The sequence below is a fragment of the Notoacmeibacter marinus genome (assembly GCF_002238045.1).
GTDB classification, from domain to species: Bacteria; Pseudomonadota; Alphaproteobacteria; order Rhizobiales; family Rhizobiaceae; genus Notoacmeibacter; species Notoacmeibacter marinus.
In genome coordinates this window covers 715,721-732,059 of sequence record NZ_NBYO01000002.1, presented here as the reverse complement: position 1 = coordinate 732,059, position 16,339 = coordinate 715,721, and the positions used below count along the sequence as shown (strand labels likewise).

The 16,339-nt window shown below is 62.8% G+C and carries 13 protein-coding genes and 1 tRNA gene; 8 read left to right on the top strand and 6 right to left on the bottom strand.

Annotated features, from left to right (window positions below; all coding sequences use genetic code 11):
• Positions 1-37: 37 nt before the first annotated feature.
• The 3 genes from B7H23_RS11625 to B7H23_RS11610 form a co-directional block, all read right to left on the bottom strand.
• On the bottom strand, positions 38-784 hold the full coding sequence (locus B7H23_RS11625) for a hypothetical protein (protein ID WP_094077542.1): 747 nt from the start codon (positions 782-784) through the stop codon (positions 38-40).
• 800 nt (positions 785-1,584) lie between these two features.
• Positions 1,585-2,622, bottom strand: coding sequence for an Ldh family oxidoreductase (locus tag B7H23_RS11615; protein WP_094077541.1), 1,038 nt, complete (start codon positions 2,620-2,622; stop codon positions 1,585-1,587).
• The gene (locus B7H23_RS11610) at positions 2,619-3,269 is read right to left on the bottom strand and encodes a helix-turn-helix domain-containing protein (protein ID WP_094077540.1); all 651 of its coding nucleotides are present in this window, start codon (positions 3,267-3,269) and stop codon (positions 2,619-2,621) included. Before B7H23_RS11610 ends, B7H23_RS11615 begins: the two co-directional genes overlap by 4 nt.
• A 114-nt stretch (positions 3,270-3,383) precedes the next feature.
• Between B7H23_RS11610 and B7H23_RS11605 the strand changes: the two genes are divergently transcribed.
• From B7H23_RS11605 to B7H23_RS11595, 3 genes are all read left to right on the top strand, one after another.
• The gene (locus B7H23_RS11605) at positions 3,384-4,343 is read left to right on the top strand and encodes a dihydrodipicolinate synthase family protein (protein ID WP_094077539.1); all 960 of its coding nucleotides are present in this window, start codon (positions 3,384-3,386) and stop codon (positions 4,341-4,343) included.
• Positions 4,334-5,248 carry a 4-hydroxyproline epimerase gene (locus B7H23_RS11600; protein ID WP_094077538.1) on the top strand — a complete coding sequence of 305 codons (915 nt, stop codon included), beginning with the start codon at positions 4,334-4,336 and terminating at the stop codon, positions 5,246-5,248. Before B7H23_RS11605 ends, B7H23_RS11600 begins: the two co-directional genes overlap by 10 nt.
• Before the next feature lie 69 nt (positions 5,249-5,317).
• On the top strand, positions 5,318-6,568 hold the full coding sequence (locus tag B7H23_RS11595; protein WP_094077537.1) for an NAD(P)/FAD-dependent oxidoreductase: 1,251 nt from the start codon (positions 5,318-5,320) through the stop codon (positions 6,566-6,568).
• Positions 6,569-6,638: 70 nt separating this feature from the next.
• On the opposite strand, the gene B7H23_RS11590 is transcribed toward B7H23_RS11595, so the two are convergent.
• A tRNA-Val gene (locus B7H23_RS11590) sits at positions 6,639-6,713 on the bottom strand.
• An 88-nt stretch (positions 6,714-6,801) separates the two neighbouring features.
• Positions 6,802-7,164: a cell cycle two-component system response regulator CpdR gene (gene cpdR, locus B7H23_RS11585; protein ID WP_094077769.1), complete on the bottom strand. Its 363-nt coding sequence runs from the start codon at positions 7,162-7,164 to the stop codon at positions 6,802-6,804.
• 158 nt (positions 7,165-7,322) lie between these two features.
• Between cpdR and B7H23_RS11580 the strand changes: the two genes are divergently transcribed.
• Together B7H23_RS11580 and hisN are read left to right on the top strand one after the other, a co-directional pair.
• Positions 7,323-8,213, top strand: a complete 891-nt coding sequence (locus tag B7H23_RS11580) for an N-formylglutamate amidohydrolase (RefSeq protein WP_094077536.1) — start codon at positions 7,323-7,325, stop codon at positions 8,211-8,213.
• A gap of 23 nt (positions 8,214-8,236) precedes the next feature.
• Entirely contained in the window at positions 8,237-9,031 is a 795-nt protein-coding gene (hisN, locus tag B7H23_RS11575; RefSeq protein WP_240535079.1) for a histidinol-phosphatase, read from the top strand.
• A gap of 15 nt (positions 9,032-9,046) precedes the next feature.
• Here the strand turns inward: hisN and B7H23_RS11570 are convergent, their stop codons facing one another.
• Positions 9,047-10,051: an alpha/beta fold hydrolase gene (locus tag B7H23_RS11570; RefSeq protein ID WP_240535078.1), complete on the bottom strand. Its 1,005-nt coding sequence runs from the start codon at positions 10,049-10,051 to the stop codon at positions 9,047-9,049.
• A 427-nt stretch (positions 10,052-10,478) separates the two neighbouring features.
• On the opposite strand from B7H23_RS11570, the gene B7H23_RS11565 reads away from it, so the two are divergent.
• The 3 genes from B7H23_RS11565 to B7H23_RS11555 all read left to right on the top strand — a co-directional run bounded on the left by B7H23_RS11565 (position 10,479) and on the right by B7H23_RS11555 (position 16,256).
• Entirely contained in the window at positions 10,479-10,946 is a 468-nt protein-coding gene (locus tag B7H23_RS11565; protein ID WP_094077535.1) for an Hsp20 family protein, read from the top strand.
• Positions 10,947-11,244: 298 nt separating this feature from the next.
• Positions 11,245-15,930 carry a glutamate synthase large subunit gene (gene gltB / locus B7H23_RS11560; protein ID WP_094077534.1) on the top strand — a complete coding sequence of 1,562 codons (4,686 nt, stop codon included), beginning with the start codon at positions 11,245-11,247 and terminating at the stop codon, positions 15,928-15,930.
• A complete protein-coding gene (locus B7H23_RS11555) occupies positions 15,927-16,256 on the top strand; it encodes a heavy metal-binding domain-containing protein (protein ID WP_094077533.1) in 330 nt (109 codons plus the stop codon). Before gltB ends, B7H23_RS11555 begins: the two co-directional genes overlap by 4 nt.
• Positions 16,257-16,339: the final 83 nt, after the last annotated feature.

Sequence of the window (16,339 nt, the reverse complement as noted above, 5' to 3'; positions counted from 1 at the left end):
CGAGTCCAGCCACCTTCGTTCATTACCTCCGCAAAGTTCATGCGGCCATCAACCGAATAAATTGATCGTCACCTGCCTTAGCATCAACAATTTTGCTTGAGACGGATGCAACTAAGCCCCTGTAATCGCCCAAGTCCTCCGTTTTAACTGCAAATCTATGCGGCGGATGCTCAATGTTTCTAAAGTCCTGAAATCTCATTACCACGCTTCCAACAGAAGCGTGATGCTTACGAATCGTTTCAAATACCGCTCTCGTGCCAGCGGACGACACTAGAACAGAAACCCTCCATCCTCGGCTTTGGCCAATAACATGGGCGTCCCGCTCAACCCTTGCATTGTCATAAACCTTCACCAAACGATGATAGAGGCGGTCACGGGATTCCTCAAAAGCTCTTTCAGATGCGCTGAGAATAGTCTTATCGACCGCCTGCTTTGAACAATTGGCAACGACCGTAATAGCGCGCGAAAGCGTTTCCGCCGTGGCTCGTGCCATGAACATTTCGCGACCATCAAATCCTATTCCTGCCTCGGCAGCCAACCCCTCGGCTTCTGATCTGAATTGTCGCTCAGTCCCCATCATCTCAGCTTCGTGGTACGCTCCACCTCGATCACTCACGAAAAACACATCGTTTTGCGAAGTGAGTTCCACGTTCACCGCAGCGCCGCTGGGGTACATTATTGGAATCGATACAATGGACCCGGCACGAAAATGCTCTGCGCGGAAAAGCCTTGATAGCGCCGCGTCTACATGTCCCGATATGTCTCTGCCAATAATATCAATCATTTGAACTTTGCCAGAACGCAGAGGCCTTAATCTCCGGCGGGAAAAGCCTCCAACCATCGAGAATCATACATGTATCTGATGCTAAAGCAAAGAAATCCGACAATACTCCAGGGTCAGGGTCAATATGGTAAGCGCAAGGTAAATTGCCGCCACGCATTCGCCCTTCGCTACTGAGAAAGTTCGCTTCGAATGGATGGAAGTGAGAGCCATAGATTTCCGCTGGGCCCTCACAACATGGCCTATTCAAGTGGAACCCAAAAGGCCGCCACTCCAATCTGATGAGTGGAATGCGAGAGCGCCGTGATTGGCCAAATTCCAATTGCACCAATGCGTCTCGATCAATGTGATCCTTCGATACCTTTACGCGCAAATAAAGCCCGCCCACAGTTATTCCGTCCACATCAAGGACCGGACAAACTGTCGCATACCTGGGATCAGAGTCGTAATCCCAAGGCGGCAGGTTTTGAATTGATTTGGGCTGTCCAACAAGGTCAGCAATGTTCTGCGGAAGAGGCTTTGCGTCGGCCATTTCCGCATTGGGCCTCAAAAAACGAGGTTGCGCAAGGGTATGGGAGGGACTCTCGAACCCTCGACCATCCCTTTAGCAGAGGGGTGCTCCGTCCAACTGAGCTACCATCGCATGCGGCATCAATCTCCCGATGCCAGCGAGGAAAACGTGAGGCGTAAAAATACATGGGTCAAGTGATTTGCCCCCTACTTGCTTGAGATGAACGCGAAACGCCGCGCTATTTCGTGCCGCGCTAGGGGCAAAGCCCCTCATTCGACTGCGACAAGCCGCCTCAGCCGGTAAGGGCGGCGAGGCCATGCTGTTCGAAACGGTCGAGCTGGTCCATCTCCGCTTCGGTCAGCGCGATGCCCTCTGCCAGCGATTTGGCGCGGGCGGCGAAGCGGCGCTGGGAGGGCAGGCGCGCGCCCTGCGCGCCGAAGGCGGTGAGCAGCTTCTCGCCCTCGGCCAGCGGATCGCGACCGCTGCGCGCGGCGAAGGTCGCCGGATCGAAGGCGACGATCAGCGCGCCATGGCGCGGCAGAAGCGCGCCGCCGCCCATGAAATCGAGCGCCTCCCTGCTCATGAATTCGCCCAGCATGGCGCCGGCCAGCAATTCGATCATGGTGGAGATGGCCGAGCCCTTATGGGCGCCAAAGGGCAGCATCGCGCCGGTGAGCGCGGCGTCCGGATCGGTGGTCGGCGCGCCGTCTTTATCGACGGCCCACCCTTCGGGAATGGGGGTGCCGGCGCGGCGGTGCAGCTCGATCTCACCGCGCGCGGCGACGGATGTTGCGAAATCGAAGACGTAAGGGTTTTGGCCCGGACGCGGCCAGCCGAAGGCCAGCGGATTGGTGCCGAGCAGCGGCTCCTTGCCGCCGGCGGGCGCGACGAACGCATAGCTCGGACATAGGGAGAGCGAGGCCAGGCCCATCTCCGCCAGGGCCTCCACATCGTGCCACAGCGCCGAGAAATGCAGGCAGTCGCGGATGACAAGGGCGGCAAGGCCGCTCTGCCGGGCGCGCTCGGCCAGCGCCGCCTTGCCCGCCTCGAAGGCCGGGTTGGAAAAGCCGCTGCCGGCGTCGACCTCGATCACCGCCTTGCCGCTATCGTGGAGCTGCGGCACCGCATCGGGCGAGACCTTGCCGGCAGCGAGCACCCGCAGGCAGCCTTCGATGCGGTAGATGCCGTGCGATTTGCAATGGTCGCGTTCGCCGGCGACGATGGTGCGCGCCACCGCCTCGGCGCTTTGCAGCCGCACGCCCGCCTTTTCGAAGATGTTGCGGACGCGCTCGAACAGCGCCTCGACGGAGAGGGTGGTCTCCTCGGTCATGGCTGCGGCTCCTTCGTTCCCAGATCGGTATAGGTGCAGGCCCAGAAGATCTTCGTTTCGGTGTCGTCGAGCGCCCGCAGCCCGTGTTTCAGCGTGCTGTCGAAATAGGCGCAATCGCCCGGCTCCAGCGTCACCGGCGCGTAGTGCTCGACCACCAGTTCGACGCGGCCGGTGAGGACATAGAGCGTCTCTTCGCCGTCATGGGCTTCCAGATCGGCTGGGATCAGCGGCGCGCGGCGTTCGACGAGGGTGACGAGCGGGATGATCTTCTTGTCCGCCAGCGCGTTGCACAGCACCTCATATTCGAAGTTGCGCGAGCGGACGATGCGGCCCTCGCCCGCTTTCGTCACCGTCATGCGGGTGGTCTGCGGGCTCTCATGATCGGCGGAAAAGAGGCGCTCCATGCCGATCTCATAGGCGCGGGCGATGCGCACCAGATTCTCATAGCTCGGCGAAACGCGCCCGTTCTCGATCTTGTGGATGGTGGAGAGGGCCAGGCCCGAGCGCTGCGCGGCCGCCTCCAGCGTCAGGCCGGCGGCTTGGCGCTCCGCCTTCATGCGGCCGCCCAGATCGGCGCGCAGCCGCTGGCGCTCGCTCTGCCAATCGGCGTCGGGGTGCCCGTCCCGCAAGTTTTCTGGCTGCGCCATATTTTTCTTTTCTTACCAATTTTCTTTCTTTAAGCATAGGTGCGATCAGGAGACAAGCTGCCTGGCCGGGCTCATGGCTCGAACGGAGCGATTGTCGCGCAGGGAGAAATCGCAATGAACAGGGACGTCTTCTTCGGCACCATTCCGGCGCTTCTTACGCCGTGCACGGCGGATCGCCAGCCCGATTTCGACGCTCTGGTGAGCAAGGGTCGGGAACTGGTGGATGCCGGCATGTCCGGCGTGGTCTATTGCGGCTCGTGCGGCGACTGGCCGCTTCTGTCGGATGCGCAGCGGATGGAGGGCGTGGAGCGGCTGACGAAAGCCGGCGTGCCGGTCGTGGTCGGCACTGGCGCGATCAACACCGCCTCCGCCGTCGCCCATGCCGCCCATGCCGAAAAGGTCGGCGCGGCGGGGCTGATGGTCATTCCGCGCGTCCTGTCGCGGGGGCTCTCCGCCGCCGCCCAGCGCAACCATTTCACGGCGATCCTCGACGCCGCGCCGAATGTACCGGCGATCATCTATAACAGCCCCTATTACGGCTATACGACGCGGGCCGATCTCTTCTTCGCGCTGCGCGATGCGCACCCCAATCTGGTCGGGTTCAAGGAGTTCGGCGGCAGCGCCGATCTCAGCTACGCGGCGGAGCACATCACCTCGCGCGACGATGAGGTGATCCTGATGGTCGGCGTCGACACCGAGGTCTATCACGGCTTCGTGCGCTGCGGCGCGGCTGGCGCGATTACCGGCATCGGCTCGATCTTCCCGAAGGAAACGCTGCTGCAGGTGGCGCTGTCGAAACGCGCGGCGGAAGGCTGCCCCGAAGCGGATCTGCGCGCCCGCGAACTGGCCGACGCCTTCTCTGTGCTCGCGAAATTCGACGAGGGCGTCGATCTGGTGCTCTATTTCAAACATCTCATGGTGCTGAAGGGCGAAGAGGAATACCGCCTCAACATCAACGAGACGGACGAGCTCTCGGCCTCGCAGGCACGGTTCTGCGAGGCGCAGTTCCACCGCTTCATCCGGTGGTTCGCTAACTGGTCGAAGCAGGGCGGGGTCATCGCCGAATGCATGTGATCGACAGCCATACGGGCGGTGAGCCGACGCGCGTCATCCTCGATGGCGGGCCGGATCTCGGCTCCGGCCCTCTGGCGAAGCGCGCGGCGCGGCTCGCGAGCGATCATCTGGAGTTCTGCCGCTCGGTGGTGCTGGAGCCGCGCGGACAGGTGGCGATGGTCTGCGCGCTTGTCGTCGAGCCGGTCGATCCGGACTGCGCGGCGGGCGTCATCCATTTCGATGCCGGCGCGGTGCTCGGCATGTGCGGCCACGGCACGATCGGCCTTGCGGTGACGCTGCACCGTCTCAGACGTATCGGCCTCGGTCGGCACCGGATCGAAACCCCCGCCGGCATCGTGACCGTCGATCTGCTGGACGCCAACACCGTCACCGTCACCAATATCGAAAGCCGGCGCATCGCGGCTGGCGTGACAGTGGAGATCGCCGGGGTCGGCACGGTTTCGGGCGATGTCGCCTATGGCGGCAACGCCTTCTTCATCGTCGATCCGAGCCCGGTTCCGGTGACGCCCTCGAACACCCATCAACTGACCGAAACCGCCATGGCGATCCGCGAGGCGGTTCTGGCGGCGGGCCACGACATCGATCACGTGATGCTGTGCGGCCCGGCCGACGACCCGGCGAACCATGGCCGCAATTTCGTTCTGTGCCCCGACGACGCCTATGACCGCTCGCCGTGCGGTACGGGCTGTTCGGCGCGGCTGGCCTGCCTCGCCGCAGACGGCCGGCTCGCCGAGGGCGAAGAGATCGTGCAGGAAAGCGTGATCGGCAGCACCTATCGGCTGCGCTACCGGAAGGGCGACCATGGCGGCGTGATCCCCTCCATCACCGGCAGTGCGTGGGTGATGGCCGAGAGCACGCTGATCTTCGACGAGAGCGACCCCTACCGGCGCGGCATCGCCGTCTGATCCGTCGCGCTGTGCGGCGTGTCGTCGCAGCAGAACGGCGTGTTTGTCCGCCCAGCCAGGAGGTTCGCCATGGCGCAACCGAAATCGAACGAGATCGTCGTCATCGGGGCCGGCATTATCGGCGTCACCGCGGCGCTTGCGCTGCAGGCGGAGGGCCTCACGGTCCGCATCGTGGACCGTGAGGGCGTGGCGGCGGAAACCTCCTTCGGCAATGCGGGCGCCTTTGCCTTTCCGGAGATCGAGCCGCTGGCGACGCCCGGGATCATGCGCAAGGCGCCGAAATGGCTGCTCGACCCGCTGGGGCCACTGTCGATTCCACCGGCCTATGCGCTTCGGATCGCGCCCTGGATGCTGCGTTTCTGGCGGGCGAGCCGGAAGGATCGCTACGTGGCTGCGGTGCAGGCGCAGTCCGATCTGATGCGGCTGTCGCAGGCGGCGCTGGAACGGTTGATCGCCAGGGTCGACGGCGAGCCCTTCATGCGGCGCGAAGGCCAATTGCAGCTCTATGAGGGGGAGGCCAGCTTCAAGGCCAGCCTGCCGTCATGGGAGGAAAGGCGGCGTCATGGGATCGCATTCGACCTTCTGGATAGCCGCGACGCCATTGCCGACATTCAACCGGGCCTCGATTGCCGCTTCACCCATGCGGGCTTCACGCCCGGCTGGATCAACACAGTCGATCCGGCCCGATGGACGGACCATCTCGCGGGGCGATTCACCGCAGCCGGCGGCGCGATCGAGACAATGGACGTTCGCGCCCTGCGACCCGTGGAAGGCGGCGTCGAGGTCGAAACGGGCAGGGGCGTGCTTCATGCAGGGCAGGTGGTCGTGGCCGCCGGGGCGTGGTCGCACCGTCTGGCCGCGACGCTGGGCGAGCGAATCCCGCTGGAGACCGAGCGCGGCTACAATACGACCTTTCCGCAAGCCGGTTTCGACCTGAGGACCCATCTGACCTTTAGCGATCACGGTTTCGTGGTGACGCGAATCGGCGAGGGGCTGCGTGTCGGCGGCGCGGTCGAACTCGGCGGGCTGTCCCTGCCGCCCAATTACAGGCGCGCCGATGTGCTTGTCCGCAAGGCCGCGCGCTTCCTGAACGGGTTCGAGCCGACGAGCGGGACGCGATGGATGGGGTTCCGTCCCTCGCTGCCCGACAGCCTGCCCGTCATCGGTCGCTCGTCCGCAGCGGATCGCGTGATCTACGCCTTCGGTCACGGCCATCTCGGACTGACGCAGTCGGCGGGCACGGCGGAACTGGTGGCGGCGCTTGCGGCGGGTCGCCCTCCGGCCGTGACGGTGACGGCGTTCGATCCAGGGCGATTCTGACAGCAGAAACGACGCCGGCCGTGGTTCGGGCGGCGCGATTTTGGCAGATCGGTCAGTCGTGGGGAACGGATGGTGGGCGTGACAGGGATTGAACCTGTGACCCCTTCGATGTCAACGAAGTGCTCTCCCGCTGAGCTACACGCCCATCCGTGAGGGCGGCATTAATCATGCCCGCCCGGAATCGTCAATGGCTAATCGCGCCGGTTTTTCCACCGATGCAGGGTGCGAAAGCCTCAGGCCGCCTGAAGCATTTTCTCCACCTCGTCGACGAGGTCGCGCAGATGGAACGGCTTGGACAGCACCTTGGCATCCTTCGGCGCGTTCGAATCGGGGTTCAGCGCGACGGCGGCGAAGCCGGTGATGAACATGACCTTCAGGTCGGGGTCGATCTCGGTGGCCTTGCGGGCCAGTTCGATCCCGTCCATTTCCGGCATCACGATATCGGTCAGCAGCAGATTGAACGGCTCTTCGCGCAAAATATCGTATGCGCTGGCGCCATTGTCGAAATCGATGACCGCATAGCCGGCCCGCTCGAGCGCGCGAACCAGGAAGCGGCGCATGTCGTTATCGTCTTCGGCGAGGAGAATTCGCTTCATCGCTTGTTCCAAAGCTGTGGCGGGCGAAAGCGCCCGGTGGAGGTTCCGACTTTGTTAACCATATGGATGGAACCGGGTAAAGAAGAGGTAAACGGTATGGCTGGACTGGACCTTTCGTCCATGACATTGTTCCGCGATCTGTTGAAGACAGTGGGTTCATGAGCGTTCATTCCGATTTCGAAACCGTGGTACCCTTTTCGGTTCGCATACCGGCCACGCAGACCATTCCTTTCCTCTTCAACTCGCCGCATAGCGGACGTCATTATCCGCGACGCTTCATCGCATCCAGCCGCCTCGACGCCAATGGGGTTCGTCGCAGCGAAGACGTTTTTGTGGATGAGCTGTTCACAAATGTCGTCGCGCTCGGCGCGCCGCTCATGATGGCGCATTTTCCGCGCGCCTATCTGGATGTAAATCGCGAGCCGTTCGAACTGGACCCGCGGATGTTTTCCGGCGATCTGCCGGCGGGCATCAACAGCCGCTCGCCGCGCGTGGCCGGCGGGCTCGGCACGGTGCCGCGCATCGTTGCAGAAGGGCAGCCGATCTATCGGGAAAAGCTGCCGGCCAGCGAGGCGCTGGAGCGGATCGAAGCGCTCTACATGCCCTATCACGATTGTCTGTCGGCGCTGATCGAAGAGACCTTCGACCGGTTCGGCCAAGCCATTCTCGTCGACTGTCATTCCATGCCCTCGACGACACGCTTTGCCGATGCCGGGCCGACGCCGGACATCATTGTGGGCGACCGCTTCGGCACGGCATGCCATCCGGCCCTTTCCGAACAAGCGATCCGGCTGCTGCGCGATGCCGGTTTCCGCGTGGCGCATAACCGGCCCTATGCCGGCGGCTTCATCACCGAGCGTTACGGCCGGCCGGCACATATGCGCCACGCCCTGCAGATCGAGATCAATCGCGCGCTCTATCTGGATGAGAAGACCTATCAGAGGACACGGGATTTCGATGCGCTCTGCGGGACCCTTACGGTGTTCGTGGAAGAATTGAGCCGCTTGCCAGCGGAATGGATGCGCGCTACGCCCGCCGCTGCCGAATAAACCGACACTTGCAGGCCCTTCCGATGAACAATGCGACCGATCCTGCTGAAATGGCAGCGTTTCTGCGTGAGCTGGCGCAGTGCGCCGCGCGCGAGACACTGCCGCGTTTTCGCGAGCCGATCGCCGTGGACAACAAGGAGCATGCGGCGTTCGATCCGGTCACGGAAGCGGACCGGGCGGCCGAGCGCGCCATCCGCCAAGCTATCGAAGAGCGTTTCCCGGATGACGGCATCGAGGGCGAAGAGTTCGGCACGGTCCGTGCCGATGCAGCCCGCCAATGGGTGATCGATCCGGTCGACGGCACGCGGTCCTTCATTTGCGGGGTACCGCTCTGGGGCACATTGGTCGGGCTGGTGGAGGATGGCACCGCCGTTGCGGGCCTTCTGGCGCAGCCCTATCTCGGCGAGACCTTCATCGCCGATGGCGAGCGCGCCTTCGTCGAAAGTCGATTCGGATCGCGCGATCTTCGCGTCAGCGATTGCCGGACACTTTCGGCCGCGCGTCTGTTCACCACCGATCCGCATCTTTGGCGCGGCGACGAGGCGGTGGGTTTCGAACGTCTGCTCGGAAGTATCAAGCTGCATCGCTATGGCGCGGATTGCTACGGTTTCGCCATGCTGGCGTCGGGGCAGGCCGATCTCGTGGTCGAACCGGGGCTGAACAGCTACGACATCATGGCGCTCATCCCGCTTGTCCGGCAGGCCGGCGGCACGATCGGACGCGCCGATGGCGGCCCGGCCGAAGACGCCGGCACGATCGTCGCAGCTGCAACCCCCGATTTATACGATGCGGCCTGCGAGCGTTTGCGCGGCGGCTAAGTCTGGCCGCGCGTCTCAATCGTCACGGAAGAAGGCGTCGATAGCGGCGAGAGCCTGCTCGCGGAACAGATCGGCTTCCTGAAGCAATTCGTGTTTCGCGCCGTCCACCGTGACCGACGCGGCAGAACGCATGACGCCCGCCAGCCGCGCGCCGGCCGGCGCGGACACCACGCGGTCGGAACCGGCGATCACGAACAGCGTCGGCGTCTTGATATGCGAATAATGAGATGGTGCATTGACCCTGGCAATGGCCCGGGCCGCGGCATCGACCCAGGCGACCGTCGGCCCACCCAGCGTCAGGTCGGGGCGCTCTTCGGCGATCTTTCTGTTTCGCGCATAGCGCGCCGCATCCGATGTCAGGCGATTGGTAACGAACGGTTTGGCGGCGTCGGGTTTGGCCTTGCCCCACATCGTGATCGAACCGAGACCGAGCGCGACCAGCCAGTGTGCGATGCGCCCCACCCAGTTCGGCGGCAGCGGCAGAGGCCCGAAACCGACAAATGGCGACAGCAGGACCATGCGTGAGACCCGTGTCAGGAGGTTCGGCCCGGCATAAAGGGCGGCGAGCGCGCCGGAGGAATGGGCGAGCAGATAGTAGGGGCCACGGCAGTCCGGCAGCACGACCTGCCGGAAGATCGCCTCGATGTCGTCCCGCCAGGTGTCGAAACTGTCCAGATAGCCCTTGTTCGGGTTGCGTAGCAGACGCGATGAGCCGCCCTGGCCACGCCAATCGAATGTCACGACATCGAAGCCAAAACCGCCCAGATCATTGATCGTTTCGAACAGCTTTTCGATGGTTTCGTTGCGGCCGCTCAACAGAACGATTGTGCCGCGTTTGGGCGCTTTGCGCGCCGCAAACCGAGCATAGCGAATGTGCTGATCGTCTTCGACCTGCAGATGACCGGCGTCGATCAGGGGCGGCATCGGGTTGCCATCCATCTGGAATAGAACGCCCTCGGGTCCGGCGTCCAGCAAGGGCCGTTCCTCGTGCCGATGTCGAAGCTCTGCCTGCGAGGCCATAGGTGCGTTCCGTCTTTCCTTGGTGCTCAAGGCATAATGACCCCATTCACGCAAGGCAACGCGTGAACGGGGTCGCAGAGGTCATCACTTAAAAAGAAGAAGGAGCCGGGCGGATCGGAGAAGGGACGGATCCGTCCACCCGGCGGCTCCGGTCCCTTCCGAGAGCCGAAGCTTGACCGGTTGTAACGGGGCCCGGTTGAACCCAGCCCGAAGAGAGCGTTCAGGCGGCATTCAGAGTTGCGGCGCAAATAAGGCAGGGTGTTTCGCACTATCATTTGAAAGTCTTGAACCGGAAAATTCGACTTCCCACATATGGTCCGCAGCCGCCCGAATTGGGGTTGCAATCGTCCTTCCCGCACGCCGGCCACCGGGTGCGCAAAGAAGGGCAGAACACGCAAACCATGTCGCTTTATGAAAGGACACAACCATGCGTCATGTCGATTTTTCCCCTCTCTACCGTTCCACGGTCGGCTTCGACCGTATGTTCACGCTGCTGGACAGTCTTGCTCAGCCGGAGAACACACCGTCCTACCCGCCTTATAATATCGAGCGGACGGCAGAAGATGCCTATCGGATCACGATGGCGGTCGCCGGCTTCGAAGAAGACGAACTGTCCGTCGAGGCGCATCGCAATGTGCTGACGGTCAAGGCTGCGAAGGCCGAGGATGAGGACGGCGAAGAGCGCCAGTTCCTGCATCGCGGTATCGCGACCCGCGCGTTCGAGCGCCGCTTCCAGCTGGCCGATCACGTCGAAGTCACGGCGGCCGGCCTGAAGAACGGCCTTCTGCATATCGATCTGAAGCGGAACGTGCCGGAAGAGATGAAGCCGCGCCGTATCGCAATCGGCTCCGCCAAGGAGACCGCGGCGCCGCAGATCGAAGGTCAGGCCGAATAAGCGTCTGAAACAACTGCATTCTGAAGGGGCGGCGCCATTTTGCGCCGCCCTTTTTGTTTGTCGCCCGCGTAGCCTTGCCTATGCCGGCGCTTGAAGCTGTCACGCAATTGTGCGATAAATTCAAATAGGACAGCAATGCTGTCTTATCCGACGGGGGTTCTGACGACCGGCTGGCGCGATTTTCCGGCCGGTTTTTTCGCGACAACGCCCAGATTCAGGGCGGTCGATGAAAAAGCCTTCGCTTGGTCTAATATATGGTGATATTCGCCCAGTATGCGGGCATGACGGAGGTAGGGCGATGACGGAACGGAGCAACGCAGCACATATAGCGGCTCTTCCGAAAACGGGTCTGCCTTCCCCGCGCGGTCTTTATGATCCGCGCAACGAACATGATGCATGCGGCGTCGGCTTCGTTGCCGACATGAAGAACCGCCATAGCCATCAGATGGTCAAGGATGGACTTTTCATTCTTGAGAACCTCACCCATCGCGGCGCCGTCGGCGCCGATCCGTTGATGGGCGACGGCGCTGGCATGCTGGTGCAGATACCCCATCGTTTCTTCCAGGAGGTCATGGCGGAAACCGGCGTCGATCTGCCGGATGCCGGACAGTACGGCGTTGGCCATTTCTTCATGCCGCAGGATGCCGATCTGCGCGCCCATATCGAGGACATCATCCGCGCCGCCGCGCATAGCGAGAACGTTCCGTTTCTCGGCTTCCGCGACGTGCCGGTCGACAATTCATCACTTTCGAAGGCGCCGGACATCGTCGCCTCCGAGCCTATTCACCGGCAGGCCTTCTTCGGCCGGCCCGAAGGGCTCGACAGCGACGACGAGTATGAGCGCCGGCTCTATATTCTGCGCAAGGTCGTCAGCCAGCGCATCCATGCCGAGACGGCTGGCCGCGACAATGGGTGGTATCCGGTTTCGCTCTCCAGCCGCACCATCGTCTATAAGGGCATGTTCCTGGCCTATCAGCTCGGTCGCTATTACAAGGATCTTGCCGATGAGCGCTTCGAAAGCGCTCTCGCGCTCGTCCATCAGCGCTTTTCGACCAACACCTTTCCGAGCTGGAAGCTCAGCCATCCCTACCGGCTGGTCGCCCATAATGGCGAGATCAACACGCTGCGCGGCAATGTGAACTGGATGGCGGCGCGGCAGGCTTCGGTCTCGTCCGACCTGTTCGGCGACGATATCCAGAAGCTGTGGCCCATTTCCTATGAAGGGCAGTCGGATACGGCCTGCTTCGACAATGCGCTCGAATTTCTCATGCAGGGCGGCTATTCGCTCACCCACGCCATGATGATGCTGATCCCGGAAGCCTGGGCCGGCAACAAGCTCATGGAAGAGGACCGCAAGGCCTTCTACGAATATCACGCCGCGCTGATGGAGCCTTGGGATGGGCCGGCCGCCGTGGCCTTCACCGATGGGCGCATTATCGGCGCGACGCTGGACCGCAACGGCCTGCGGCCGGCGCGCTATATCGTGACCAAGGACGACCGCGTCATCATGGCATCGGAAGCCGGCACGCTGCCGGTCGCCGATGAGGAGATCGTCACCAAATGGCGGCTCCAGCCCGGCAAGATGCTGATGATCGACCTTGGCAAGGGGCGGATCGTTTCCGATGCCGAGGTCAAGAGCGAACTGGCCGAACTGCACCCCTATCGCGAATGGCTGGACGGTACGCAGATCATTCTGGAAGACCAGGCGCCGGTGGAGCCGCGCGCCCTCCGCAAGGATGTCTCGCTCCTCGATCGCCAGCAGGCCTTCGGTTACAGCCAGGAGGACGTGCGCCTGCTGATGGCGCCGATGGCGACGACCGGTCAGGAAGCCATCGGCTCGATGGGCACCGATACGCCGATCAGCGCGATGAGCGACAAGTCCAAGCTGCTCTACACCTATTTCAAGCAGAACTTCGCGCAGGTGACGAACCCGCCGATCGACCCGATCCGCGAGGAGCTGGTGATGAGCCTCGTCTCGTTCATCGGGCCGCGGCCGAACCTGCTCGACCATGAGGGCGCGTCCAAGCGCAAGCGGCTGGAAGTGCGCCAGCCGATCCTGACCAATGCGGATCTGGAGAAGATCCGCAACATCGGCCATACGGACGACCGTTTCGACACCAAGACCCTCGACATCACCTATGATGGTCGGCAGGGCGCGGGCGGGCTGCCGGGTGCGGTTTCGCGGCTCTGCGAGATCGCCGAAAAGGCCGTTCATAACGGTTACAACATCATTATCCTGTCGGATCGTCAGATCGGGCCGGACCGGATCGCTATTCCCGCGCTACTGGCGACGGCCGCGGTTCATCATCACCTGATCCGCAAGGGGCTGCGGACCTCCGCCGGTCTGGTCGTGGAATCGGGCGAGCCGCGCGAAGTGCATCACTTCTGCTGCCTTGCCGGCTTCGGCGCCGAAGCGATCAACCCCTATCTCGCCTTCGACACGCTGCTGGACGAGCACAAGAACAGCGCCTTCCCGCCGGAGGTCGATGCGAGCGAGGTCGTCACACGCTACATCAAGGCCATCGGCAAGGGCATTTTGAAGGTCATGTCCAAAATGGGCATTTCGACCTACCAGTCCTATTGCGGCGCGCAGATCTTCGATGCGGTCGGTTTATCGACCGATTTCGTCGAGAAATACTTTACCGGTACGGCCACGACGATTGAAGGCGTCGGTATCGCCCAGATCGCCGAAGAGACAGCCATGCGCCACTATCTGGCGTTTTCCGACGATCCGGTGCTGCGCCGCAATCTCGATGTCGGCGGCGAATACGCCTATCGGATGCGCGGTGAAAAGCATGTCTGGACGCCCGATTCGGTGGCCTCGCTGCAACATGCGGTCCGTACATCAAGTTACGAGACATTCCGCGAGTTTTCCGAACAGGTGAACGAGGCGGCGAACGCCGCGCAGACCATTCGCGGGCTGTTCCAGATCAGAACCGCGGAAGAAGACGGCCGCGAGCCGGTCGACATTTCCGAGGTCGAGCCGGCCAGCGAACTGGTCAAACGCTTCTCCACGGGCGCGATGAGCTTCGGCTCGATCAGCCGCGAGGCGCATACCACGCTGGCGCGGGCCATGAACCAGATGGGCGGCAAGTCCAATACCGGCGAAGGTGGTGAAGAGCCCGATCGCTACAACCCGCTCGCCACGGGCGGGATGAACCCGGAGCGCTCGGCCATCAAGCAGGTGGCGTCGGGACGGTTCGGCGTGACGGCCGAATATCTGGTCAATTCCGACATGATGCAGATCAAGGTCGCGCAGGGCGCCAAGCCCGGCGAGGGCGGGCAGTTGCCCGGTCACAAGGTGGACGCGACCATCGCCAAGGTGCGCCATTCGACGCCGGGCGTCGGGCTGATCTCGCCGCCACCGCATCACGACATCTATTCGATCGAGGATCTGGCGCAGCTCATCTACGATCTGAAGAACGTCAATCCAGAGGCCGACGTGTCGGTCAAGCTGGTCTCGGAAGTCGGTGTCGGCACGGTGGCTGCCGGCGTCGCCAAGGCGCGCGCCGATCACATCACCATTTCCGGCTATGATGGCGGCACGGGCGCGTCGCCGCTCACCTCGCTGAAACATGCCGGCAGCCCGTGGGAGATGGGGCTTGCGGAAACGCATCAGACGCTGGTTCTGAACAATCTGCGTTCGCGCATTGCCCTGCAGGTCGATGGCGGATTGCGAACGGGCCGCGACGTGATCGTGGGCGCGTTGCTCGGCGCCGACGAGTTCGGCTTCTCGACCGCGCCGCTGATCGCCGCAGGCTGTATCATGATGCGCAAGTGCCACCTCAACACCTGCCCGGTGGGTGTCGCCACGCAGGACCCCGTGCTGCGCAAGCGCTTCAAGGGTGCGCCGGAGCATGTCGTCAATTACTTCTTCTATGTCGCCGAAGAGGTGCGTGAACTCATGGCCGCCATGGGCTTCCGCAAGCTCGACGAGATGATCGGGCGTTCCGATCTGCTCGGCAAGAAGGAGATGATCGACAGCTGGAAGGCCCAAGGCCTGGATTTCTCCAAGGTCTTCTTCAAGCCGCACGCCGCGCCGGAACAGATCCGCTGGACGGAACGGCAGGATCATCCGATCCACGAGATTCTGGATCGCAAGCTGATCGAAGAAGCCGAGCCGGCGCTGACCTCGCGCCAGCAGGTGCGGATCGAGACGGATATCCGTAATGTCGACCGCTCGGCGGGCGCCATGTTGTCGGGCCGGGTGGCCAAGGCGTTCGGCCATAAGGGTCTCGCCGACGATACGATCCACGTCACCCTGCGCGGCACGGCGGGCCAGAGCTTCGCGGCGTTTCTCGCCAAGGGCGTGACGTTCGACCTGATCGGCGACGGCAACGACTATGTCGGCAAGGGCCTGTCGGGCGGCCGGATCATCATCCGTCCGCCGGAAAACGCCGCCATCGAACCGTCGAAATCGATCATCGTCGGCAACACCGTTCTCTACGGCGCGATCGAGGGCGAATGTTATTTCCGCGGCGTTGCCGGCGAGCGTTTCGCGGTCCGCAATTCCGGCGCTGTCGCTGTGGTCGAAGGCGTCGGCGATCATGGCTGCGAATACATGACCGGCGGGGTCGTGGTGGTTCTGGGCGAAACGGGCCGCAACTTCGCGGCCGGCATGAGCGGTGGCGTCGCCTATGTTCTGGACGAGGACGACAGCTTCGCCGCGCGCTGCAACATGGCGATGGTCGAGCTGGAGCCGGTGCCGGAAGAGGACGACATGTTGGAGAAGCTGCACCATCACGGCGGCGATCTGATGCACAAGGGCCTCGTCGACGTGCTGGACGACATGACCAGCCATGACGAGGAGCGGCTCTATCAGCTCATCGCCAATCACAAGCGTCACACCGGCTCCGACCGGGCGGCGACCATTCTGGACAATTGGGTCGATTACCGGCCGAAATTCCGAAAGGTCATGCCGGTCGAATATCGACGCGCGCTGGAAGAGATGGAGCGCAACAAGATGGGAGTGGCCGCGGAATGATCATCACGACCACACCTAATGTCGAAGGCCGCCGCATCGTCGCCTATCACGGCGTCGTGACGGGCGAAGCCATTCTCGGCACCAATGTCTTCCGCGACTTCTTTGCATCGATCCGCGATATTGTGGGCGGGCGGTCTGGCTCCTACGAGAAGAGCCTGCGACAGGGCCGCGAACTGGCGCTTGGCGAAATGGGCGACGAGGCGCAGCGCCTCGGCGGCAATGCCGTCGTCGGCGTCGATCTGGATTATGAGAACATCACCTCGGGCAATGGGTCGTCTTCCATGCTGATGGTGGTGGCGTCGGGCACGGCGGTGACGCTGGAATAGTCGTCTCTCTTGCGGGGGCAAAGCCGCTTTCGCGACATTGAAGAACGATGATGGTGTGCGCTACAAGGCGCGCGAGCGCGGAT

What these genes read in the sequence shown, in the direction of transcription:
- gltB (WP_094077534.1), top strand. Translation starts at nt 11,245, where the DNA reads ATGACGGAACGGAGCAACGCAGCACATATAGCGGCTCTTCCGAAAACG.
- B7H23_RS11615 (WP_094077541.1), bottom strand. Translation starts at nt 2,622, where the DNA reads ATGACCGAGGAGACCACCCTCTCCGTCGAGGCGCTGTTCGAGCGCGTC.
- hisN (WP_240535079.1), top strand. Translation starts at nt 8,237, where the DNA reads ATGAACAATGCGACCGATCCTGCTGAAATGGCAGCGTTTCTGCGTGAG.
- B7H23_RS11605 (WP_094077539.1), top strand. Translation starts at nt 3,384, where the DNA reads ATGAACAGGGACGTCTTCTTCGGCACCATTCCGGCGCTTCTTACGCCG.
- cpdR (WP_094077769.1), bottom strand. Translation starts at nt 7,164, where the DNA reads ATGAAGCGAATTCTCCTCGCCGAAGACGATAACGACATGCGCCGCTTC.
- B7H23_RS11600 (WP_094077538.1), top strand. Translation starts at nt 4,334, where the DNA reads ATGCATGTGATCGACAGCCATACGGGCGGTGAGCCGACGCGCGTCATC.
- B7H23_RS11625 (WP_094077542.1), bottom strand. Translation starts at nt 784, where the DNA reads ATGATTGATATTATTGGCAGAGACATATCGGGACATGTAGACGCGGCG.
- B7H23_RS11555 (WP_094077533.1), top strand. Translation starts at nt 15,927, where the DNA reads ATGATCATCACGACCACACCTAATGTCGAAGGCCGCCGCATCGTCGCC.
- B7H23_RS11595 (WP_094077537.1), top strand. Translation starts at nt 5,318, where the DNA reads ATGGCGCAACCGAAATCGAACGAGATCGTCGTCATCGGGGCCGGCATT.
- B7H23_RS11565 (WP_094077535.1), top strand. Translation starts at nt 10,479, where the DNA reads ATGCGTCATGTCGATTTTTCCCCTCTCTACCGTTCCACGGTCGGCTTC.
- B7H23_RS11580 (WP_094077536.1), top strand. Translation starts at nt 7,323, where the DNA reads ATGAGCGTTCATTCCGATTTCGAAACCGTGGTACCCTTTTCGGTTCGC.
- B7H23_RS11610 (WP_094077540.1), bottom strand. Translation starts at nt 3,269, where the DNA reads ATGGCGCAGCCAGAAAACTTGCGGGACGGGCACCCCGACGCCGATTGG.
- B7H23_RS11570 (WP_240535078.1), bottom strand. Translation starts at nt 10,051, where the DNA reads ATGGCCTCGCAGGCAGAGCTTCGACATCGGCACGAGGAACGGCCCTTG.